This window comes from Neolewinella agarilytica, from assembly GCF_900110645.1.
GTDB lineage: Bacteria > Bacteroidota > Bacteroidia > Chitinophagales > Saprospiraceae > Neolewinella > Neolewinella agarilytica.
In genome coordinates, this window is record NZ_FOFB01000004.1 from 69,261 (window position 1) to 90,726 (window position 21,466).

General features: G+C 50.5%; 17 protein-coding genes. 6 read left to right on the forward strand and 11 right to left on the reverse strand.

The genetic code is table 11. From position 1 onward, the window contains the following. Window positions 1-10 precede the first annotated feature (10 nt). Window positions 11-1,711: a DUF2207 domain-containing protein gene (locus BM123_RS04915; RefSeq protein WP_090165901.1), complete on the reverse strand. Its 1,701-nt coding sequence runs from the start codon at window positions 1,709-1,711 to the stop codon at window positions 11-13. Between the two features lie 192 nt (window positions 1,712-1,903). On the opposite strand from BM123_RS04915, the gene BM123_RS04920 reads away from it, so the two are divergent. Continuing rightward, window positions 1,904-2,692, forward strand: coding sequence for a glucosaminidase domain-containing protein (locus tag BM123_RS04920; RefSeq protein WP_175489252.1), 789 nt, complete (start codon window positions 1,904-1,906; stop codon window positions 2,690-2,692). A gap of 578 nt (window positions 2,693-3,270) precedes the next feature. Here the strand turns inward: BM123_RS04920 and BM123_RS04925 are convergent. From BM123_RS04925 to BM123_RS04945, 5 genes are all read right to left on the reverse strand, one after another. Continuing rightward, entirely contained in the window at window positions 3,271-3,999 is a 729-nt protein-coding gene (locus BM123_RS04925) for a fimbrial protein (RefSeq protein ID WP_090165903.1), read from the reverse strand. A 55-nt stretch (window positions 4,000-4,054) separates the two neighbouring features. After that, window positions 4,055-5,230, reverse strand: a complete 1,176-nt coding sequence (locus BM123_RS04930; protein ID WP_090165905.1) for a hypothetical protein — start codon at window positions 5,228-5,230, stop codon at window positions 4,055-4,057. A gap of 568 nt (window positions 5,231-5,798) precedes the next feature. After that, window positions 5,799-6,806 (reverse strand): class 1 fructose-bisphosphatase, encoded by a 1,008-nt coding sequence (gene fbp, locus BM123_RS04935; RefSeq protein ID WP_090165907.1) that lies wholly within the window; start codon window positions 6,804-6,806, stop codon window positions 5,799-5,801. Between the two features lie 21 nt (window positions 6,807-6,827). Next, window positions 6,828-7,799, reverse strand: a complete 972-nt coding sequence (rfaD, locus tag BM123_RS04940) for an ADP-glyceromanno-heptose 6-epimerase (RefSeq protein ID WP_090165909.1) — start codon at window positions 7,797-7,799, stop codon at window positions 6,828-6,830. A gap of 245 nt (window positions 7,800-8,044) precedes the next feature. Beyond that, on the reverse strand, window positions 8,045-9,331 hold the full coding sequence (locus BM123_RS04945; RefSeq protein ID WP_090165911.1) for a phosphatidylserine decarboxylase: 1,287 nt from the start codon (window positions 9,329-9,331) through the stop codon (window positions 8,045-8,047). Between the two features lie 276 nt (window positions 9,332-9,607). On the opposite strand from BM123_RS04945, the gene BM123_RS04950 reads away from it, so the two are divergent. Together BM123_RS04950 and BM123_RS04955 are read left to right on the forward strand one after the other, a co-directional pair. Beyond that, window positions 9,608-10,249, forward strand: a complete 642-nt coding sequence (locus BM123_RS04950; protein ID WP_090165913.1) for a response regulator transcription factor — start codon at window positions 9,608-9,610, stop codon at window positions 10,247-10,249. Between the two features lie 21 nt (window positions 10,250-10,270). After that, complete coding sequence (locus BM123_RS04955; RefSeq protein WP_090165915.1) at window positions 10,271-13,402, forward strand: sensor histidine kinase; 3,132 nt, start codon at window positions 10,271-10,273, stop codon at window positions 13,400-13,402. An 85-nt stretch (window positions 13,403-13,487) separates the two neighbouring features. On the opposite strand, the gene BM123_RS04960 is transcribed toward BM123_RS04955, so the two are convergent. The 3 genes from BM123_RS04960 to BM123_RS04970 all read right to left on the reverse strand — a co-directional run bounded on the left by BM123_RS04960 (window position 13,488) and on the right by BM123_RS04970 (window position 17,003). Next, a complete protein-coding gene (locus tag BM123_RS04960) occupies window positions 13,488-16,043 on the reverse strand; it encodes a sigma 54-interacting transcriptional regulator (protein ID WP_090165917.1) in 2,556 nt (851 codons plus the stop codon). 63 nt (window positions 16,044-16,106) lie between these two features. Beyond that, window positions 16,107-16,448, reverse strand: a complete 342-nt coding sequence (locus BM123_RS04965) for a hypothetical protein (RefSeq protein WP_139211765.1) — start codon at window positions 16,446-16,448, stop codon at window positions 16,107-16,109. A gap of 57 nt (window positions 16,449-16,505) precedes the next feature. Continuing rightward, the gene (locus BM123_RS04970) at window positions 16,506-17,003 is read right to left on the reverse strand and encodes a SixA phosphatase family protein (protein ID WP_175489253.1); all 498 of its coding nucleotides are present in this window, start codon (window positions 17,001-17,003) and stop codon (window positions 16,506-16,508) included. A 95-nt stretch (window positions 17,004-17,098) separates the two neighbouring features. Between BM123_RS04970 and BM123_RS04975 the strand changes: the two genes are divergently transcribed. The 3 genes from BM123_RS04975 (at window position 17,099) to rpsU (ending at window position 19,204) form a co-directional block, all read left to right on the forward strand. After that, window positions 17,099-17,782: a response regulator transcription factor gene (locus tag BM123_RS04975; RefSeq protein WP_090165922.1), complete on the forward strand. Its 684-nt coding sequence runs from the start codon at window positions 17,099-17,101 to the stop codon at window positions 17,780-17,782. Then, window positions 17,782-18,837, forward strand: coding sequence for a sensor histidine kinase (locus BM123_RS04980; RefSeq protein ID WP_090165924.1), 1,056 nt, complete (start codon window positions 17,782-17,784; stop codon window positions 18,835-18,837). Before BM123_RS04975 ends, BM123_RS04980 begins: the two co-directional genes overlap by 1 nt. A gap of 178 nt (window positions 18,838-19,015) precedes the next feature. After that, window positions 19,016-19,204, forward strand: coding sequence for a 30S ribosomal protein S21 (gene rpsU, locus BM123_RS04985; protein WP_090165926.1), 189 nt, complete (start codon window positions 19,016-19,018; stop codon window positions 19,202-19,204). 273 nt (window positions 19,205-19,477) lie between these two features. Here the strand turns inward: rpsU and BM123_RS04990 are convergent, their stop codons facing one another. Both BM123_RS04990 and BM123_RS04995 read right to left on the reverse strand, forming a co-directional pair. Beyond that, a complete protein-coding gene (locus BM123_RS04990; protein ID WP_090165928.1) occupies window positions 19,478-20,401 on the reverse strand; it encodes a carbon-nitrogen hydrolase family protein in 924 nt (307 codons plus the stop codon). Between the two features lie 113 nt (window positions 20,402-20,514). Beyond that, window positions 20,515-21,348, reverse strand: coding sequence for an SDR family NAD(P)-dependent oxidoreductase (locus BM123_RS04995; RefSeq protein WP_090165930.1), 834 nt, complete (start codon window positions 21,346-21,348; stop codon window positions 20,515-20,517). Window positions 21,349-21,466: the final 118 nt, after the last annotated feature.

The following is a 21,466-nucleotide window of genomic DNA, read 5'->3' on the forward strand; positions in this document are numbered from 1 at the left end:
CTGAATATTCCTACCAGCCCCCCGTGCCGCCACCGCCGCCTACGGAACCACCACCACCGGAGAAGGAGCTGCCTCCGCCACCGCCGGCACTCGCTGCGTGATGGGCTGTGCCCGAGTACGCTGTCCCCATGCTCGTCCCGAAACCTGCAAATAGCCAGGGCATGTTCCGATTGGTCTCCCGTTGGGAAGAGTCGGCCCAATCGGCACTCAGGTCAGCGGCCCAGTTGTTCTCCCTGCCCAGGGCAATAGCGTAAGGGAGTAAGGCCTCAAAGTGTTCCTGATTCATCTCCGGAGCATTATACAGCTGCTTTCGCTTTTTCTCCGAAAGCCTGAGGTAATCATTGAGCCCCTTAATTTTAGCCCGAAGGGTAACCTTCTCCAGCGTAGGCAGGCGAATCAGCCAGGCAAAAAGGCCCGTACCGATGGTAAGCAGAAACATGGTTATGACGAATACGAGGACCCCCAACTTAGGGCTGTATGGCAGGAACAGGCCGCCCAAGACCGCCGTAGCGATGAATATGCCAAGTAAGGGTAGAATCTTCTTACCGTTGCTTTTCTCCTTCAGAAAGGCTCCGTGCTGGTCACTCAGACTTTCGTTATGGCTGGTCGTGGCAGCATTAAGCTCCTCGTTGTATTCACCGTTTAATTCAATATCTCCCCCAATGTCCAGCAACTGATCATAGAGTACCTGTTGCTCAGGAGGCAGGCTGCCCGGCCGGGGGACAAGGTCGGTAGGTCGGAGAATGAAAATCTCTTTACTGCTGAAAAATCCACTTCTTTCTTCTTCCACAATATCCAGATAGCCAGCAATGGCCAGTGCCGTGATGGAAGCCGTCAGCTGCGCCTGACCCGGGTAGCCGGAGTGCAAATAGGCCACACTGGCGGGCGAAAGCCCCTCCGGCGGAGCAAACTGCAGGCCGGGATCCTCCGCCACCGGATCAACGCCATATTTTTTCCAGGTAGTGTACCCGTAATACAGCGAGAGGAAAAGCCCGAAAATACTGGCCCAGAGGCTTCCCTTTTGCTGTAAGGGGCTTGGCGGGGGCGGGGGGACGGGACGCATGATGGTGCCTTTGGGGGCACCGGTGGAAACTAACATCCCCTCGCCGACAGCTAGTGATCGATCAGACTTAAATTCAACGGAGGACAGGCCCCGGCTAACCGTACAGTCAGATTCTCTGGAGCCGTCTCCGCCGGTGTAGCAGCTACTGTTGATGAGTTCCGTCCCGGAGGGGAAGTTAATCGTCATGGATGCTTCTTCCACGGGGAGCCGACCGTCAGTACCAATTAGCGGCCAGCGTATTTCATCAATGCCTTCGAGGAAATAGACCTGATGGTCACTGCGGTACCTCACGGTATAGGTATAGGTCCCCGGATCGAGAATGACATCTTTCTTGCCGACATAAATGACCCGGTATCCATTCTCTGATTTAGTATGGTAGCTTTCATCTGAACCATCGCGAGTAACAGAAAGGACCTCGTAATCGAAGCGGTTGGTCGCTGCATCCTCACCAATCGGTCTGCGATGCAAGGCACGGGTGATGCCGCGTTTGATCTCCTTGCCATCGGCGTAAACGGTGATGGTTTCGTCTACGAGTACGGACCCGTCAGTCTGCACGGTTAGTTCAGCAGAGAAACTTTTAATGGCCTCCTGTTGGGCATTGAGCTGAAAAAAAAGCAGACCTATGAGTAAGGAAAAATAATAGCGCATATTGACGGCTTGGTGGATAGCGAAGGTAGGGGCTAATGGCTATGGGGAAAACCCGTTCGACGGAAGTGGACTTTCCAACGACCAATTTTAGTTTAAACAAAAAGAACATTTTGTTTGCAAAAACAAACAATGTGTTTTACTTTTGTTTTGTCACCACATTTGGTGGCAGGTTGCAAGAAAAGTAAAACGGTTATGTCATCTTCAAATAACAGCCCTGCGCGTCGGCGGGGTAATGATAGAATTCTGACCATCGACTGGTCACTTCTTTGGCGTCGTGCCCGTAACCGGGCCGGTCAATTATTTACTTCCTTACGCCATCGGATGGGCCGCACGGAGTACATTCCCCCGGTCTGGATGCAACGATTCCGGCTTACCTGGTTCAGGGTGGGGCTGATGTGTCTTGCCGCTTTTGTCTTCACGCAAAAGCAGGTAGACTTTACCGTTAGCGTTGGCAAGGAAGGCTTTGCTGCCGGCCAGCCAATGGGCAGGCACATGGCTGCCAGGCAGGAGGGGAGTAGTCCTCGGGCTACCAATACCATGAGCCTGATGCCAGGGCTGGGCGGCTCAACATCTTCTCCTTCGGAAAGCTGGAGTGTTAATAAACTGGACGAGCGCGCGGTTCGTGGCTACATCAGCCGCTTTGAGCGGGTTGCTCAGGGCGAAGAGAAGAAATTCAGTATTCCTGCACCCGCTAAGATGGCCCTGGGGATATTACTGAGTAACGCCGGGCAGAGCCCGGCTGCGAAGAAAGACAATAACCATTTCGGGCTTTCCGCTGGTGCCCGCTATTTCGATAATGCCTGGATGAACTGGCGTGCGCATAGCGAATATGTCCAACAAAACTTTCCTGAACTGGCCAATGAAAGTGTCAACTATCAACAATGGCTGGCAGCTTTGGCAAAAACAAACTATAGCACCGACCGAGAACTGGTCAGTAAGCTGACCGATATCATTGAGCGCTACCAGTTAGACAGACTCTGATTCCCAATCCCATTGAACTTTCCCTAAGATTTCTCTAAGTGGTTTTTTTGATCCACCTTTTCCCCTTCGGGAAAGGGTGGATTTTTCTTTCGGGAGGGTAACACACAGATGAGCAGGGAATGGCACTACGAATGCACCTGTGAAAACCGGTAGAGTATATTAACGTGAGGTCTGTCCAGTCAACATCAGGCATTGGCGAATTAAGCAGGTTTTACTATGATTCTTGGCGTTAGTCTGTTGGTCTTTTGGTCTGTTACGACAAACTAAATGACTAACAGACTAACAGACTGCACCCAAAGTGTTACTTAAAGAACTGGAGAACAAAGGGTTGTAACAAGACAAATGCCAAACTTCACGTTATATTAGACCGCTTGAGGAAGGAAGTGGAAATCGTCACGGCGGCAGCCTAAAAGGTTTAACGGCCTATACTTAGAAGCAGCGAAGAGGTAGCCATATGGCTGCCCCTTCGAGGTCTTTGATGAAACACTATGCAATCAGTGTGTTTCAAGGTTGTTTTGTACTACATCTAAGTTTATCCTTATGTATTTATATTTTAGCCTAAGTCCAAAAATGGGGCACTAGAATTCGTGGTTTATACCTAGCGAAAATTGTACCATCTTTTTACGATAAAAAAAGTAATAGTTGGTGTCTTCAGTTGTTACATCATCAACTATGCTCCTGATCACTGGATGTAGATAGGATGCACGTAAAAATATAAATCTGAAGGTAAAATATGCTGATGGTTGTACGAAAAAAGCATTCTTAAACGGTACTGAAAGTATAGTGTTACTGACCTTTTCGATTCTAATTGCTTCGGGGCCAAGGTTTGTAAATGGTTCGCTATTATCAGGAGAATGTATCAACGTCCCTAGAGTTAGAGCGAAGCTACACCCTAGTTGTCTTTTACCAATTGATAAGTTGCTTTTGTAAGTAGTGTTTATGCCAAAGTCATATAACCTACCTCCAATACCAATTACCTTTTGTGCTGGTCCGAAAACGCTGGTCGAGTTGAAATCAGTAAGTTCATACGACAAAGAGTAACGTGAATGTAATGTCCCTACAATTCCGAGAGAGAGGTTATTCCAATTAAGGTCACGACTTACCCCTAATCTTAGGAAGTCACTAGTTGAGTTGCTAACATTATTTGACTCAATCGAAAAACTTTCAAGATTAGTCAATGCAAAGTTATCACTGATGATTTGCTCTAGTCCATATTCAAGGCTAATATTGAATTGAGCTGATAAATAACATGGAGCGAGCATAAGGAATATAGAGACCAATATTTTTTTAAAGTAGAAAAAAACCATGGTAACTATATATTGTAGAAGGTGCTTAAACTAAGACGTGTATCTTATCTAATAATTAGTTGTCCTGTAAGTTAACAGTAAACTTTACTGTACCTGTGTTGTACTCAGTTCCATCCCCATTAGCAGGGTCACAGTACTCTACTAATGAGCTACCCAGATTTGTGTCTTCAGAACTGAACGTATTCTCTACTGTTACTGTAGTTGATATAGTAGTATCTGGATTGGAAGGGTCTGGCAAAGTTACGGGTATTGGTGTTGTTACCATCTGTTCATTTCCATCCGCATCATCTTCAATCCACTGGTAGAGCATTGTTGGTTGATACAGATCAGGCTGCCATGTAATAATTTCTAAATCTACAGTGGCAGTTTCTAAATCAAAAGAGCCAAATAACACATTACTTCTCATATCGTTTCTATGAAATGTCATCGCTTTTTCGATTTGGATTGGTGTCCCATCAGTCGTGATCACATTTATCGTAGCGATAATTTCTATGTCAGTCCTGCGAAAAATGCCACGCTCTCCGAAAAAGGCTAAATCAAACGCATTTCTATCACTCAACATAAATGTTGCCAAATGATCTTTAAGTTCATTTGCGTCTCTATCGCTATCTTCGCAAGGGAAATCATCCCGAAAATCGACTACAACACCAGCGTTGTAGAAGTTCACACAAGTAACAGCTTTCGCATGTTCTTGATTCGTAAGGTAAATGAAATCAGAATGTTCATGATGTAAAACTAGATCATTAAGACAACCACTGTCTTGTAAATCACTATAAAAATCACTTGACTTCTCAATCACTTTAATTCTTTCCGACGGACCAACATAAATTGTACCGGTAGATGGTTTTGATTCTGAATCCATTAAAGATGATGATCCGTCTGCTTTTATAATGTTATACGTAGAGTTACTGTTGGGCTTACCACTAACTGAATATGCAATTGGAATTCTTGGAGTTATGTTAGCAACATCTTGTTTTGTCCATTCGTCAATAAGCTTAAGCTCAAACGACGGATAGTGCTCTATAAATGCATCAAAATCTACAACGCCAGATTTAGCGTATGGAGATTTGAACAGATCAGAAACATGACCTACTCCAGGATAGGTTGGAGTAGAAAGATCTAAATCAGCTAATTCTGCAAGTAGAATGTAGTGATCATTAAATTGACCTGTATGAAGCGAATTGAGGATAGATTTTCTTATGCTATTGTCTTTCGTAAGATTAGAAATCATTTCTACGAATTTTTCGACATCTGGTACTTTTGATCTAAGTTCAACCTGATCTAAAGTGACCTGATTAAGGCTAGAATCAGGAGTACAGCCAAAAAATAGAAATAAAACTAGAAAACTAGAAAACTAGTTACTGAAGCTCCGAAGAGTGACTTGAAAGAACGCATGGGTGATGGGTTGTAGGTAATGAATTAGATACGTAAGTTACGATATAAAACCAATAGTACCAAAATATATTGTATGACTTGGAATATTATTTTTATAGACTGGTGGTGTCATTATTATCATCCATAATCTGATGCCGTGTGAAAAGCTATATTTTCTCTCCCTCGAATTGACACTAGTGGTCTGTCAAACCTAAATATGGTAGTAGCCTGCGGCATCTTTTCGCGCCTGACAGCGTTACTCAAATCCTCATTTAGCTTGGGCTAAATTCCGGTTTGAGCGCTTTGCCAGGCCCAAAAATCTACCAGCACTCTACTACCAATTTAAGTGTTGACAGACCACAAGGACCAAAAGGAAATCTCTTTCTTTTAGACGGCTGGTCTCATTAAGTGTATTGCAGACTTTTTTAGGAGTTTTTCTTCAAAAACGATTCCGCTTTCTCCACCATGGCAACGCAGCCACCAAAGAAGGGCATCCGCTGGTGGATGTCGGTGGGTTTGATGTCCATAATCCGCTGAGCCCCGTTAGTGGCCCGTCCGCCGGCCTGTTCCAGAAGAAAGGCAAAGGGGTTACATTCATAAAGCAGCCGGAGCTTTCCTTCGGGCTTACCCGTACTCTGCGGGTAGATGTAGATGCCTCCCAGAAGTAAGGTTCGGTGAATATCGGCGACCATACTTCCGACGTAACGACCGGTGTAGGGGCGATCATCCTCTTCTGCCTGGCAATACTTGATGTATTTTTTAACCCCTTCAGGGAAATGTACATAGCCTCCCTGGTTGACGCTGTAAATGTTTCCCATGTCTGGAATGGTAATATTTGGATGGGAGAGGTAATAGGTGCCAATGGCAGGGTTGAGCGTAAAACCATGTACTCCGTTTCCGGTAGTGTAGACCATCATCGTGGAAGTTCCGTAAGCGATGTAGCCTGCGGCAACCTGCAGGTTGCCTGGCTGCAGAAAATCTTCGACGGTTACCGGAGTTCCCACCGGAGAGATTCTCCGGTAGATACCAAAAATGGTGCCTACCGTAATATTCACGTCGATATTTGAGCTGCCATCCAATGGGTCCATCACGACGACGTACTTGTTGCGGTTACGATTATTCGCGCCCGAGATGGTAATCATTTCCTCGTTTTCTTCGGAGACGATGCCGCAAACGATGTCACGATTGGTCAATGTATTGATGAAGGCCTCGTTAGCGAAAACATCGAGTTTTTTCTGTTCTTCGCCCTGGACGTTGGTTGAGCCTATTGTTCCGGTAATATCAACGAGTCCGGCTTTACGAATTTCGTGGCTTACTACCTTTCCGGCTAGACGGATGGCATTAATTAGTTGGCCAAGTTCCGCATTGTCGTATTCGAATTCTTCGGGTCTGCCGATCAGGAATTCGCCTAAGGTGGTATGGCGTTTGCTCATGGTATAGTGGTGTGATAAATGTTAAAAGTAGTTCCCCGGAATGAGGTAGTTTGTGACGTAGTCTTCGATGCCGTCCTCCAGAGACGTGAAGGGCGCATCGTAACCGACGCTGCGGAGCTTGCGCATGTCAGCTTCGGTAAAGTATTGATATTTATCCCGAATATCAGCCGGAGTGTCGATGAAACTGATGTTGGGTTCCTGGCCCATGGCCCTAAAGGTGTTGGCCGCCAGGTCCTGGAATGTCCGCCCCTTGCCCGTTCCCAGGTTGTACAGGCCGTTAGGGCTGGGCCGTTGGTGCATTAGCCAGTGATTGACCCGGCAAAGATCCTTCACGTAGATGAAGTCTCGGGTCTGCTGGCCATCGGCATAATCTTCCCGATGACTGCGGAACAGCTTCATGCCGCCCGTTGCTTTGACCTGCCGAAAGGTATGCCAGATTACGCTGGCCATCCGGCCTTTATGATATTCATTAGGGCCGTAGACATTAAAAAATTTAAGCCCGTACCAATTGGGTGGAGAGCTTTTCTGTGCCAGGGCCCAAACGTCAAAATCGTTCTTACTCCGGCCGTATTCATTGAGGGGCTCCAGGACGGAGGCCAACTCATCCCGGTCTTCATAACCGTGCTCGCCCAGTCCGTAGGTCGCTCCACTGCTGGCGTAGATCAATGGAATGGATAAATCCGTACATCGCTTCCAGACCTCTTTAGAAAAATGACGATTTAAACGGTCGAAAATTTCTTTGTCGGTCTCGGTCGTATCCGTTCGAGCACCCAAATGGTAAACGCCACGAAGGGGCCATTTTTCCTCATCCCAACGATCAAAGAGAATGTCTCTTTCCACTTTCCGGAGGTATTTTTTGCCCTCCAGATTGGGTGTCTTATTTTGGTAATGGAGAAAGTCGTCCGCCAAAATCAGGTCCGTAATTCCCTGTTGGTTAAGATAAGCGACGAGCGCACTCCCGATAAAGCCAGCCGCGCCGGTAACTAAATACATACAGGTTCTTTTGTTGAGTCGCCAAGAGTACGACTATCGCATTGGATAAGTTCAAAGGTAAGATTTGTTTTGAGGGCACTTCTGAAGCAGTTGGGGTTTATACCCTTGTAAGAGCAATGCCGCTTCATAAATGGACAAAAACGAGCAGCTATTCCCGCTTTCTAAATGGGGTCAACGGACGGGAGCCGGCCGCAACTCAATGCGCCGGCTCCCGAAAGAATAGGTCTGGTGATTTAAGGAGTGTCTCAGCAGGTTTTCGGCCTGATGGTACAAACGGGCTTCCCTTTTTCCCAGGCTTTGGGAGAATTAGGGCAGATGCTCACAGAAGTACCGTAATAGCGGTAGCTATTCTTATCGGTATTAATGCCGTCAGCCGGAAGCCGTCCTTTTTGAAAGAGCAGAATAATATCCGAGCCTCCGAATTCGAAATGGCCGAATTCTGTGCCTTTTTCTACGTGCTGACCTAAAATGGGTTGGTTCAGGAGGACGGAAGAAACCTGGCACATCCCTACCGGAATCGCTGCCACCAGCCCAACGTCTCCTGCGGGCGAGTTGCTGGTGTCGATAATGAGGTAGCCCCGAGCCTGGCTAAATTCATATCCGACTGGAGGCTTTCCTTTGATGGACTTATCCGGTGCGGAGAACTGACCGGGCGTATCCTCAAGGTTGACGTCCAGAAAAGTCTTGCCGTGTACCTTTGTCAGTTCCGCCACGAGGCCGCTGACCGGCGTATGAAAGCGGTGGTAGGAATAGGGGCCGAGGAAGTAATGGACGAAGGTGCCGCCGGCAAAAGCATCTGCGTAAGCACTTCCTTCCAGCAGATCTTTGATGTTCCCAAACCGGTGGGTTTGCTTCAGCACTACCTCAGATACCGAGGAATCTTCCGCAATCGGGTATTGATCCTTGTAGGTGCAGTCAGCAGGCAGAGCAACGGTCTTATTGGAAGCCGGATCGGCAATGGGCCGCAGGCCTGGATTGAGGCTGCGGGCGAAGAATTCGTTGAAAGTGTCCCAGCTTTGCTTCTCATTATTTGGCCTTCCGTCAATGATGGAATCACAGACACGAAACTCAGGGGAGTATTTCCAGTAGGACTCCATCATCTCCTCGGTGAAAGAGTCGGGCGTATTGAGGAAGTCCCCCCAGGCATCGGCGTAAGCAATGAGGAAGTCGGAGAAGTACTCATCATTCTGGATCAGAACATTGTCAGGGCCAACGGGCTGGTCGATCAGAAAGTAAAAGTGGCAAAGGCGGTCATAAACTTCCTGGCTGCCGTTACCGCCGTTCCAGGCGGGCAGGGGGCTTTGCTGCGGAATCCAGCGGAGGAAGGTTTTGAGGAACTCGTAGTAGCCAAGGATGTCCGTAGGCCAGTCGAGTGCCTCAAAAAGGTCATCGTTCAGGGTGCCATCGGCGGCATTCCGGGCCTTGTTCAAAGAGCTTTCCAGCAGTTGAACGAAGTCAGGATTGCCGTCGGCATAAGCCCGTAAATCCTGTATGGCTTCCTCCGTCGAGGGAGCAGTTGTTGTTGTACGCATAATGAATGGGTTTGTTTGCTGGCAACTTCAGGTCAATGGGAACAGGAAAGCAATTAAAGCTTGCGTGATCAAGTAGATATACCTGCGAAAACGAGTGTTTGTGGGAAGGCGGCCAATGAGCAGGCGCAGCCGCAGGTGCAAAGTCTGGCTTTTGGGAAGCAAGGGGAGTAGGTATGCTGCTGTCCACGGCTCCTCCTGACTTTTCCCTGCACCCGCGGTAGCGCCCTGAACGTTATTTTTACGCGAGACGTTCTCCTTTTACTAACGCAACAACCTATGATCCATCTTGGCATTATTGAAGACGAACCCATTATGCTCGCCAGTGTCGAGGAATGCTTTGAAGCTTCCCGCGACGTAAGCGTCGAATTGGCCACCACTAGTGTCGAAGATTTCCTGGCCGGCATTCCTAAAGACAGTCCGTTGAACACCCTGCTGCTAGACATTATGCTGCCCGGTATGAATGGCATCGTTGGCATTCCCCGGCTTCTGGAGCAATTTCCGGACCTGGACATTATCATGCTGACCAACTCAGACGACTCGGACAATATTTTCCGGGCGCTGCAGGCCGGTGCTTTCGGGTATATCAGTAAGAAGCGAATGAACCCTAATATCATTCGCGACGCCGTTTATACCGTGCACCGTGGCGGTTCGTACATGAGCCCGAGTATTGCCCGCCAGGTAGTGGCTTTTCACAATCAGCAACGACGAAAAAGTACGGGAGACCCCGCTTCCCAGCTTACCGCCCGGCAGCTGGACATCGTTCAGGGCCTTGTCGATAATCTGAGTTACCGGGAGATTGGGGAGCGCCTGGATATCAGTATTGAAACCGTTCGGGACCACATCAAGAACATTTACCGCAAACTGCGGGTCAACTCTAAGATGGAGGTGGTACATAAGAAGCTCAAGGGGGAGATTTAGTAACGCACTACCTTTGTATACGTGATACGAGCCTGGAATCTTGCCTTGCAGTTTTTGTTGTTGTGGTCTTTTACGGCCATAGCCCAGCCCCTCCGTATTGAGTATTTTACGGTCAATGACGGGCTGACGGCCAGAGAGATCAATGATCTCTACATCGGTAAAGATGGCTTTTTGTGGGTGTCTACGATGGACGGGCTTAACCGCTTCGACGGGCAGAGCTTTCGCCAGTTTGGCGGTTTGTCCGGAGAGGAGGCAAGTCTTAGCCGGGGTAGCATTGCCTCCGTTACGGTGGATAATGAGGAGAAATTCATCGTAACCTTCCGCGATTTTTTCGGCTACTTTGATCGCTTTGACCCCCGCGACTTCTCGGTGGAACAAATAAGGTTAGCGCCCAGTACGGGCGTTCTGGGGCACCCCCGTTCCATCACAACGGATCAATTTGGCAGAACCTTCATCGTGACGATTGGAACGGAAGGAACCTATATCTATGAATTTACCCCTGGTAAGGAGAATGACCGTACGGGCTTCACCTCCATTTACCACGAGCCTAATGATGCATGGACGACGGTTGCTCCGCGGGTGGAGCTTATGGTCTTAACCAACGGCCAGTTTCTACTTTATGATGAAGAGCATGGCTTCCGGCATTTAAGTGCCCGGGGGGAACTGATCAGCCGGCCCTTTGCAGAAACCAGCGGGCAACGACGATTCTACACCTTTAGCGAAGCGAAAAACGGGCAGGTTTACCTGAGCTTCCGGGACGGATATCCACTCTTTCGCTGGCGGCCGGAAACTGAGCCGGTGCCGGTAAGCGGCCTCGACGATGGGCTGCGTTACCCCCGGATTTTCCAGGATGAGCGTGGCCAGTTGATGCTACTGGCCACGGAGGATATCCTCGGCGAGCAGCTTCCTGATGAATATTATCTGGTGGACAGCACCGGGCGCTTGTCCCTATTTGAAGAAGCACTGCCAACCCAGCGGGCCGTCACCGCCATGGCAGCCATTGATTTTCAGGAGACCGTCTATCTGGGCCTTCGGGAGGGGCTGGGGGTAGTGGAACGCTACGTCAATCCCGTAAAAACCTATTTGGAAGTACCCGCGGGTAATGATCTCTTCCGGAATACCATGCGGGGGATGTGCGAGGATGATAATGGCAGGGTTTACATCATGGAGGAGGACGGAGTCATCTACACTATGGATGCTAACGCTGACCAGCTCGATACGCTACTCCTCAGAAATGCGGAGGATACTACGCAACTTATTGATTTTAGAAAAGGCGGAGACCTGTTGTTCGATCGGGAGAGAAACGGCATCTGGGGCTACGCTTTACAGCTGGGTTTAGCTAAGGGAGGGCTTCTGTTTTTCTACGATACCCATGCACAAAAGACCTACGTCCGGAAAACAAAATACCCCATCACGGCCATGAATTTTGGCCCGGATGGCCAGCTTTATTTTGGGGTGTCTGACCCGCGAAGGACGGGACTGTTACTGAAACTCGATGAAGACGGGCGATCCTTTACGGAAGTAATGGGTGGCGAAGGGGCTCCGCTTTTGGGGTTGAAAATTAATTACCTGTTGCCGGTAAAGAACGATAAACTCCTGATCGGTACGCAAAACCGGGGGGTGGTGGCCTATTCTCCTGAACAGGACAGTGTTTACTATCTTGATAATCCTACCCCCGATGGCAACATCCGGGAAGCCAGCGGAATGCCGGTGTATGCCATCCACGAAGCAGCAGATGGTCATTATTGGGTAGGAACGGATGGGGGACTGGTAGAGTACGACGACTCCGGAAATAAGCTGCGGCATTTCGGTCGTCAGGATGGCTTGAGTAGTAACATTGTTTACGGTATCCTGCCGGACACCAGCGGTGGATTCTGGCTGTCTACGCAAAATGGTCTGGTGCGCATGCCCGAAGACCCCGCCCCGGGCTCCATCCGGCGGTATTACCGGGAAGACGGCCTGAGTAACGATGAGTTTTCACCGACCTCTTTCCTGAGGGACGCCAGCGGGCGGTACTTCTTTGGTGGTACGAATGGGCTGACGGTCTTCCGCGAAGAGGATCTTTCTGCTAATGCTGCCGGTGCTGATGTGATGCTGACGGAGGTCAAAATCTCTGGCAGAGAGAGCGAGCGGGTGCTGTCTCGAAACCTCGATGAATTGCGGCAGGTGACGATCTTCCCTTCGGAGAAGAGTGTGGCGGTCTCCTTTGCCTTGCCGGCCGGCCAGCGGCCGAGTAGTAGTCAGTTCCGTTACCGCCTGGAAGGCTTCAACGATGATTGGGTATCCCTTACGAACGAACGAACGATCCGGTTTAACAACCTGGGGGCTGGTAGCTACAAGCTGCGCGTGCAGGGAGCCGGAGCTAACGGGAACTATGGCAACCAGGAACTCACCCTCTCCCTTAACGTACGGCAATATGTAGTGGAGCAGCTATGGTTTCAGGTGGCGCTGGTGGCGACTTTTGCTTTCTTGCTCCTCATCATTTTGCAGGCCAGACTACGCGAAAAGCTGCGCAACGAACAGCTGAGAACCCAACTAAGTAGTGATATTCATGATGAGGTCTCGGGCCTGCTGGCGGGTATTACCCTGCAGGCGGAACTACTGAAAAACAAAACCGACGACGAAAAGCTGAAGTCCCGTCTGCACACGGTGGGAGAGGCGGGCCGAAGTGCGATGTCTAAGATGAGTGATGTGATCTGGAGCATTGATTCCCGTCGGGATACCATCGGTAACCTTCTGCAGCGAATGCAGGAACACGCTGATGAAGTATTGCTGCCGCTGGACATTCGATACGATTTCAGAGTTTCGGGCTTTGATGAAAAGAGAGAGATTGCCGGGACGACCCGCCAGGATCTGTATTTTATCTACAAAGAGGCCATCAACAACATCGCCCGCCACAGTAATGCCACTAAAGTTGAGATAGAATTGGAGCAATTTGTGCAGCAGTTTGAACTCTTCATTCGCGACAATGGCACGCCGGCCGGGAACGAAAAGCCCGGCACCTCAACTTCCCCTGGCACCAGCGTCCGCGCCTCCAAAACCGGTCAGGGAAAGGATAATATGCACATGCGGGCCAAACGAATGAAAGCTGACCTGAGTATTGATGACCGGGCAGGCTATACACTGACGCTTCGGATGCGGCGGCTGGGGTAGGAGGGTGGTTAGTGTTGCAGACCGTAGGTGACGGAGCAGAAGGCGCGGGCGCAGGTGCAGAAAAAAGATTGGATGAGCAATAAAATTAGCTCGTATAATCATTCCGGTTAATCCCCAGCTTATTCATTTTGCTCATTAGCGTACGACCGTTGACGTCGAGTTTTTCGGCGGCTCCGCCGGGGCCGGTCACTTTGCCCTTTGTACGTTTAAGTGCTTCGATGATGTACTGGCGTTGCATTTCTTCGAAGGTGAGCAGCTTGTCCCCACTGAGGTTAAGGCTGCCGCCCTCGCTCCGCTCCGGGCGGCGCAGCACACGAAGGCTCCCCGCCAGGTTGAGCGTCGTCGTGCTGGAAGTAATCACGGCCCGTTCCACCAGGTTGATGAGTTCTCGTACGTTACCGGGAAAATCATAGTCCTGCAACTGCGCCAGATCCCGCTGATTAATATCACTGATGAGGCGCCCCATCTTATCGGCGTAGAGCCGGGCGAAGTGCTTCACCAGCACCGGGATGTCTTCCCGGCGTTCCCGCAAAGGGAGGTTGTGAATGGGAAAAACGTTGAGGCGATAGTAGAGGTCTTCCCGGAAGGTCCCCTCGGTAATCATCTGCTCCAGTTTTCGATTGGTCGCCGCTATTACCCGGACGTCCACCCGGATGATATCCGCAGAGCCGATCCGCTGAATTTCTCCTTCCTGCAATGCCCGGAGTAACTTGGCCTGCATGTCGAGCGGGAGTTCTCCGATCTCGTCCAGGAAAATAGTGCTTCCGTTGGCAAGCTCGAATTTGCCTTTCTTCTGAGCAAAAGCTCCCGTAAAGGCACCTCGTTCGTGGCCGAAGAGCTCGCTTTCAATCAGGTTTTCCGGTAATGCCGCGCAGTTGACGCTGATCATTTGCCGGGAACTGCGGTTGCTGAAATTATGGATGGAATGAGCCAGAAGCTCTTTACCCGTTCCCGTTTCACCCGTGACCAGAACGGTAGCGTCCGTGTCTGCCACCTGAGCAATTTGCCCCAGGACCTTTTGGTATTTTTTGGAGACGGTAATGATGGGACCCGCCGCATGTACCGTTTCGATCTGCTCCTTTAATACCTCATTCTCACTTTCCAGCTGCTGTCGTAGCTCATCTACCCGACGTTTTGCCTGTCGGAGGCGCTGCTTATTGTTGTATTCGGCCGTTACGTCCCGGCAAATGATACTCAGAAATAAACGGGTATCCGCTGCCACCTGAGCAAAACGAATCTGAAGAATCCGCTCCGCTCCACCGGGGTCCGAAAAGTGGTATTCTGTATCGGGCCGGACCCTGCCGTCCAGTTGCTCCTGTCGAATTTCCGACAGGGGGGGGATAACCAGGTCGGGCATCAGCTCTAAAATAGGAACCTGGCTGATGTCGCGGCTGGTCTTTCGGCCCAGTTTTCGGCGGGCGGCGGCGTTCATCAGAACGATCTTGTTTTCTGCGTCGAGCCAGATGACCCATTCCCGCAATGCATTGAGTGTCGTAATGTGAAGTTGTAAATGCTCATTGTCCTGTTGTTCCCGGCTGATATCGTGTGCCAGGATGATCAGGGAGGCATTGTCGTCACCGCTATTATGCAGATGACAGGCGAGCCGGGCCGGGTAGGGGGCACCGCTTTTTCTCAGGATATTGATGGTAAGCTCTTGATATTGTTTAGCCCTTACTTCCCGAAGAAGTTGGTCTAGCGTGCCGGGGCTTTCTTCAGCGAATAGATCCGTTAGTGTTTGACCAATGAGCTCCTGGCGACTAAAGCCACTGCGCTCACCGGCCCGGGCGTTGACAAAACTTATCTGTCCTTTCTGCAGGTCATACCAATATATGGCCTGCGGGCTATTGTCGAGGGTAAACCGATAGGTAGATTCGCTGCCCATCGGGGTGGATGGGGAAGATTGTTGTACTTCAGGAGAGAGGGTGCCGTAAATCTTATAAACTTCCAGCTCGTTTTCTACTGATTGTCCACGGAGAGAAAACGTCTCCTGCTTACCACCAGCGGTGGTCATGGAGAGGTCGGTTTCGAAAAGTTGCCCGGAGTGGAGCACTCGTTGAAGTAACTCCTTTAGCCGTCCGGCATCTCCTTCCGGTAAAGCGTCTCCGATTTTTTCCTGAAATTCCTGAATGGGGTAAAACTCTCTTTCGGGAGACCAGCCCAGCCACTTTCGCGCCGGAGCGCCGAGGAATACCTGGCCATTGGCGAGGTTATACTCCCAGCTGGCAATTTGCCCGTGTTGTTGTAAGGCTTCCAGCAAGTCGGCATCTCGCTTCCCGGCCTCCGTGCTGTTGAAGATAATCAGGCAAAGGTCTTCGCCCGCCGGGAATTGGTCAAGCGTGCACTTACCCCGAACGCTGAAAAGGCTTCCGCTGGCGTTAACGAACTCCGTATCCAGCCGGTCATTATCTACTTCTTTTAACCGGCTCCGGAACTTTCTCCACGCCATCAGGCTAAAGTGTGGGTTGATCTCGAAGTAGGAAAGATGGCCAAGCTCCCGACGGGGGTAGCCCAGTAGGCGTGCAGCAGCTTCGTTGCCATGAGTAACCCTGCCTGCTTTATCAATCCAGAGCACCCCCTCACTGATCAGGTCAAAGGAGACCTGATGGAGTTGAAGTTGCGGGTTTGAACGGGTGTTGGCCATGATGTGGGGAAGGGGACTTCGCGAAGATATGTCTATTGAGGAGAACGGAGGTGCAGTCGGTGCTTACTCTTTTCTTCCTGTTCTGCCGGCCTGTCTGCGGGAAAGTATCTCTCCTACCTGTGTATACAGGCTATCTACCCAGGCAGGCTCCTGGCGGACAATCCACAACAAACTATCGAATTCCGCACGGGAGATATCATTTTCCGCCAGTGTGCGATCATAATAAACCTCCCGCATGGAGTCCCGGACCAGAACGGGAATTTCGGCGGTAATGGCTTCGGCTAACTGAAGGTCAGCGACCACTGGAGCAAGCTCACGGATGTTTACCGGAGGTTCTCCGGCTCCGGGTTCCGCACAGGATGCCAGGATAATCAGGAAAAGGAGGAGAGTTGTCAATTTATTCATGGAATGGTAGGACAGGGCGGGCGATTAAAAAGTGGCTTGCAGGAGAGGAGCCGAAGCCTACTTTATCTGTTTGGGGTAGAGGTAGGCGCTCCGCCTTGCTGCGGAGAGTTGGAAATCTCCCCAGCTGTCAACGTCCATTGTTGCAACCGTTATTCCGCAGGTAGGAACGTTGCCGATGTAGCTGTCGTGTTGAAGTTGGTTAGCCACCTCCGTGAAGCCCGGATTGTGCCCAAAGACGAGTACGGTGCTCCAACTATTGGGCAGTAAGCGAACCTGCTGCTCAATCATGTTTGGCCAGGCATGGTATAATTCCTTGCGGACGATAAAGACTTCTTTGCTCAGGCCAAAGGCTTCCCGGAAGGCCTTAGCGGTTTGTTTTGCGCGTTTTGCGCTGGATGTAATGATCCCGTCAGCTTTGTTGTCCAGCTCCAGCAGGCGCAGAGCCATGCGCGGAGCGTCCCGTTTACCACGGGCATTGAGTGGACGATCATGGTCAGACAGTGTGGCGTCGTCCCAGCTGGATTTGGCGTGGCGGATGAAGTAAACGGTTTTCAACGATTTGGTTTTACAATGGTTTATTATAGAGTTAACGAAAGCCCACGTTTTATCACCTAAGTTTGCGCTTTCCTTATCTTAAAGTACTACCTGTCATGAACCCTTCTAAAATACTGCTGGTTGACGACGAGCCCGATATTCTCGAGATTCTCGAATATAACCTTCGTAAAGAGGGGTACGATGTCACTACGGCCAATAATGGCGAGGACGGGCTCCGGAAGGCTAAAGAGTTTGGCCCTGACCTCATCATCCTGGATATTATGATGCCGGTTATGGATGGAGTCGAAGTCTGTCGCCAGCTACGGTCAAATACCGATTTTGATGAAACGGTGATCACTTTTCTCACCGCCCGGGAAGAAGATTACAGCCAGATCGCTGCGTTGGACACAGGTGGGGATGACTACATCACCAAGCCCATTCGCCCGCGGGTTTTACTCAGCCGGGTTAAAGCCCTGCTGCGTCGTAAGGTCAGAAAGGAGAAAGAAGAGTCCGTTCACCTTATCTCCATTGGTGATTTGGTAATCGACCTGGAGCAGATCGTCGTTCTTCGGGGAGAAGAAAGGATTGAACTGGCCAAAAAAGAATTTGACCTGCTCACGCTGCTGGCCTCTAAACCGGGGAAGGTCTTTAGCCGGGATGAAATTTTCAACCGCGTCTGGGGTACCGACGTTATTGTAGGTAACCGTACCATCGACGTACACATCCGAAAACTCCGGGAAAAATTGGGTGATCATTACATCAAAACCATTAAGGGCATTGGTTATAAATTCGTTTTTTAGTGCTTAAGAATAGTACCCCAAGGCAGATTGCGGTTCGGGCAGCTGGTGTAATCAGCTTCGCTATGGTCGTGGCAATTTTCGTGCTGTGGTTGCTTTTTCCTCTTGCCTTCGAGTGGTGGGTAGCTCCCATCATCGTTCTCATTTCTTTCGGGGTCAGCTACGCTGTTGTACTGGCCTATCTTGATTTTTACATCTACCGGAAAATTAAGCTGATCTACAAAACGATCCACAACCAAAAGGTCAATTCAGATATCAAAAGAGATGGAGTCGACATTGATCAGCCCATTATCGAAGAGGTTGAGCAGGAAGTAGAAGAGTGGGCCGAGCAGCAGCAGCGTCAACTGCGGGATTACGAACGATTTGCCGAGTACCGGAGACGGTACGTAGGGGACATCAGCCATGAGTTGAAAACGCCGATTTTCAATATTCAGGGCTATCTGCATACGATTTTGGACGACGACAGTGTACTGGAGGATAAGAAGTTTACGCTCAAATTTTTGCGAAAGGCAGCCAAGAACGTAGAACGACTGCAAACAATCGTAGAAGACCTGGGGGCCATCAGCCGTTTGGAAAGTGGGGAGCTTATTCTTGACCTGGAGACATTCGACATCAAAGAACTCGCCACCGAGGTCATTGAAGAACTTGACCTAAAAAGCCGTGAAGCGGGCGTTACCCTAAGCTTTAAACCTGGTGCGGATACCGGGTTTCTGGTAAGGGCAGATCGCGAAAGTATTCGCCAGGTGTTGATTAACCTGGTAACCAACTCCGTGAAATACGGAAACTCCGGAGGAGAAACCCGGATTGGTTTTTACGATATGGACTCGTTCATCTTATGCGAAGTTGCCGATAATGGAATCGGGATTCCGGAAAAGCACCTCCCTCACGTTTTTGATCGCTTCTACCGGGTGGACAAAAGCCGGAGCCGGGAAAAAGGGGGCTCGGGCCTTGGCCTTTCGATCGTTAAGCACATCATGGAGGCGCACCAGCAAACCATTAACGTCCGCTCTTCTCCGGGCCTGGGCAGTACTTTCGGCATTACGCTGGGCAAGGCCTAGGTAAGTCGGCGCTCATCAAAGAACCATCATTAAGGGAAGTGTTTTGAAGGCCGGATGCAGGGCCGTGCGCCGGAGCGCAGGTGCAATAGAATGTTAATGGAGCAAAAAATGGCTCGTTAGCTTTCAAATAGCGCGGAAAACCCTATCTTTGCACTCCATTTTAAAATAGCTCCATTTAATGCTAATCATCAACGTCCGAGAAGGAGAAAACATTGACCGCGCACTCAAGCGGTACAAACGTAAGTCTATCAACACCCGCGTCATCCGTGAACTGCGTAACCGCCGGGAATTCACCAAGCCGAGCGTAAAGCGCCGGAAGGAGAAGCTGAAAGCGGCTTACCGTTTGGATAAGTACGGCGAACGCTAGTACGAATCATTAAAAAATCATAGCGGGCTTCAGGAGGAGTTCGCGCACCGCAGAAGCGGCTACGGGGATGGTTTATCCACTCGTAGCCGCTTTTGTATTTTGGGTAAGGGAAGCAAACAGGCTGCTTCGCAGCAGGGTGTTAACCATGGAAGTTCACGGAGGAAGAGACACTGCCGCTTGGCTTGTACCGTCGACTTCAGTCGACGCATTTTATGCAGAGCAGCCTCCGGGCTCCTCCTCTCTGCGTTCTCTATGCGAATAGTATCGAAGCGTTCAGTCAGCTCGTTCCCGTACCACCTCCGGCATCCCCTCCACACTAAGGCGAAAAATATCCGGCCGTGCATAATGCCCCGTCACGTCGAAGTCGAGTTGTGCCCGGGTGATGTCTTCCAGGTCCAGCTCCGCCACCAGGGCGCCTGCCTTACCGAAGAGTGGGCCGGCCAAAATTTCTCCCAGCGGAGAGATGATCACACTGCCACCCGGGCACATCTCCTCCGGCTCGTCCTCCACCAGCGGGCGGTATTTATCCGGTAGCATTGACTTTTTAAAATACTGGTTACAACCCAATACAAAGCAGCGTCCTTCCAACGAGATGTGCCGAAGCGTCGAGGTCCAGACTTCCCGGCTATCTGCCGTAGGCGCCAGGTAAATCTGTACCCCGGACTGGTACATGGCCATCCGGGCCATTGGCATGTAATTCTCCCAGCAGATGAGCCCGCCCAGGCGACCGATTTTTGTCTCGCAGCTCACGAGGGACTCTCCGCCGGCCTCCGCCCAGATCAATCGTTCCGTACCCGTAGGCTTGATTTTCCGATGAACGGCCAGCAGGCCGTCGGTAGGTGACAGGTAGAGCATGGAGCAATACAGACTGCCGCCGCGACGCTCCGTTGCGCCCATCACGATATACAGTCCGTTGTCGTGCGCTATGGCCTCCAGGCGGTCTTTGTCCGCTGTATCCAGGTCTATACTATTAGCGTGGTAGGTAGCGTACAGTTGCCGGCCCGCATCACTTCGGCTACCGATGACGGCCCCAAAGTCAAAACCTCTCGGATAGCCCGGAAGGAAAGACTCCGGGAATAATAAGAGCTTACAGCCCTCCGCAGCGTATTGTCTCGCCAGCTTCTCTGCCTTGCGTAAGCAGGCTTCCTTATCGAAAAAGACAGCACTTTGCTGGAGTACGGCGACCTTGACTTTCATGGGAGGAGAAGAAGAGTTTAGCCTGTGAGGTGCTCAGCGAATCTCAAAAAAACAACTGTTTTGACCAGGATAAAGCTATGGTTTTTCAGGATTAATTGTTTGTCGCCTACCGTCTACTTTACCAGTTCCCCCTCCGGTTCCTCTTCCCGATATTTAGAAAACATTTTCTCCAGCACCCGCATCTTGATCGGGCGGGGGAACAGCTTACCGAGGAAGGCCATCAGTTTAACCAGGAATCCGGGCCGGATGACCGATTTGCCCTTCAGCATCCCGCGGATGGCTTCCGGAGCCAGGTCTTCGGGCATGGTAACCGCAATTTTAGCGAGTGTGCCCATGGCTTTTACCCGTTTCAGGCCATCCTCATTAGTGATGGTTGGGCCGGGGCAAAGCACCGACACGGAGATGTCGTAGTACTTGAACTCCTCCCGCAAGGCCAGGGAATAATTGTAGACAAAGGCTTTCGTGCCAGTATAGACAGATTTGTAGGGTAGGGGAAGGGTTGCCTCCACGCTGCTCATGTTCAATACGCCTCCTTTCGTTCTTTTCAGGGCGGGGAGCAGGGCATAGGTGAGATCTACCATTACCTGATTGTTGATTTGCATCATGGTGCGGTATTCCGGCCATGGCGTGTGTTCGAACAGTCCGCCACGACCAAATCCCGCGTTATTGATCAGGTACTTAGGGCGAATGTTGCTGCGTTCGAGCCAGTCCACTACCCTGGCCACGGCCCTTTCCTCAACAAGGTTCATCCCCAGGGTGGCGAATACGGCACCCGGCAGGGCCCCGAGTTCTGTCTCCAGGTGCTTAAGGTCTGCGTTGGGAAGGGCAACAATGGCGACTGCTAGATTATTTTGCAGGCACTCCAGGGCAAGCGCTCGGCCAATACCGTGGCTGCCGCCAGTTACCAGTACCCATTCAGTTTGGGCACGGTCTGCTATTTTAGTCATTTGCTGGCTTGTTAAGAAGGCAAAGGTAGTGAGTACCCGATAATCTAAGCGTTCCCTGAGGTTTATCTTTTCTTTTGCTTGCTGTCCGGATGATGATCAACATGCTTGCCATCAAGGC

Excerpts from the sequence above, each read along its gene's own strand:
- BM123_RS04915 (WP_090165901.1), bottom strand. The coding sequence starts at position 1,711 with ATGCGCTATTATTTTTCCTTACTCATAGGTCTGCTTTTTTTTCAGCTC.
- BM123_RS04920 (WP_175489252.1), top strand. The coding sequence starts at position 1,904 with ATGTCATCTTCAAATAACAGCCCTGCGCGTCGGCGGGGTAATGATAGA.
- BM123_RS04925 (WP_090165903.1), bottom strand. The coding sequence starts at position 3,999 with ATGGTTTTTTTCTACTTTAAAAAAATATTGGTCTCTATATTCCTTATG.
- BM123_RS04930 (WP_090165905.1), bottom strand. The coding sequence starts at position 5,230 with ATGATTTCTAATCTTACGAAAGACAATAGCATAAGAAAATCTATCCTC.
- fbp (WP_090165907.1), bottom strand. The coding sequence starts at position 6,806 with ATGAGCAAACGCCATACCACCTTAGGCGAATTCCTGATCGGCAGACCC.
- rfaD (WP_090165909.1), bottom strand. The coding sequence starts at position 7,799 with ATGTATTTAGTTACCGGCGCGGCTGGCTTTATCGGGAGTGCGCTCGTC.
- BM123_RS04945 (WP_090165911.1), bottom strand. The coding sequence starts at position 9,331 with ATGCGTACAACAACAACTGCTCCCTCGACGGAGGAAGCCATACAGGAT.
- BM123_RS04950 (WP_090165913.1), top strand. The coding sequence starts at position 9,608 with ATGATCCATCTTGGCATTATTGAAGACGAACCCATTATGCTCGCCAGT.
- BM123_RS04960 (WP_090165917.1), bottom strand. The coding sequence starts at position 16,043 with ATGGCCAACACCCGTTCAAACCCGCAACTTCAACTCCATCAGGTCTCC.
- BM123_RS04965 (WP_139211765.1), bottom strand. The coding sequence starts at position 16,448 with ATGAATAAATTGACAACTCTCCTCCTTTTCCTGATTATCCTGGCATCC.
- BM123_RS04975 (WP_090165922.1), top strand. The coding sequence starts at position 17,099 with ATGAACCCTTCTAAAATACTGCTGGTTGACGACGAGCCCGATATTCTC.
- rpsU (WP_090165926.1), top strand. The coding sequence starts at position 19,016 with ATGCTAATCATCAACGTCCGAGAAGGAGAAAACATTGACCGCGCACTC.
- BM123_RS04990 (WP_090165928.1), bottom strand. The coding sequence starts at position 20,401 with ATGAAAGTCAAGGTCGCCGTACTCCAGCAAAGTGCTGTCTTTTTCGAT.
- BM123_RS04995 (WP_090165930.1), bottom strand. The coding sequence starts at position 21,348 with ATGACTAAAATAGCAGACCGTGCCCAAACTGAATGGGTACTGGTAACT.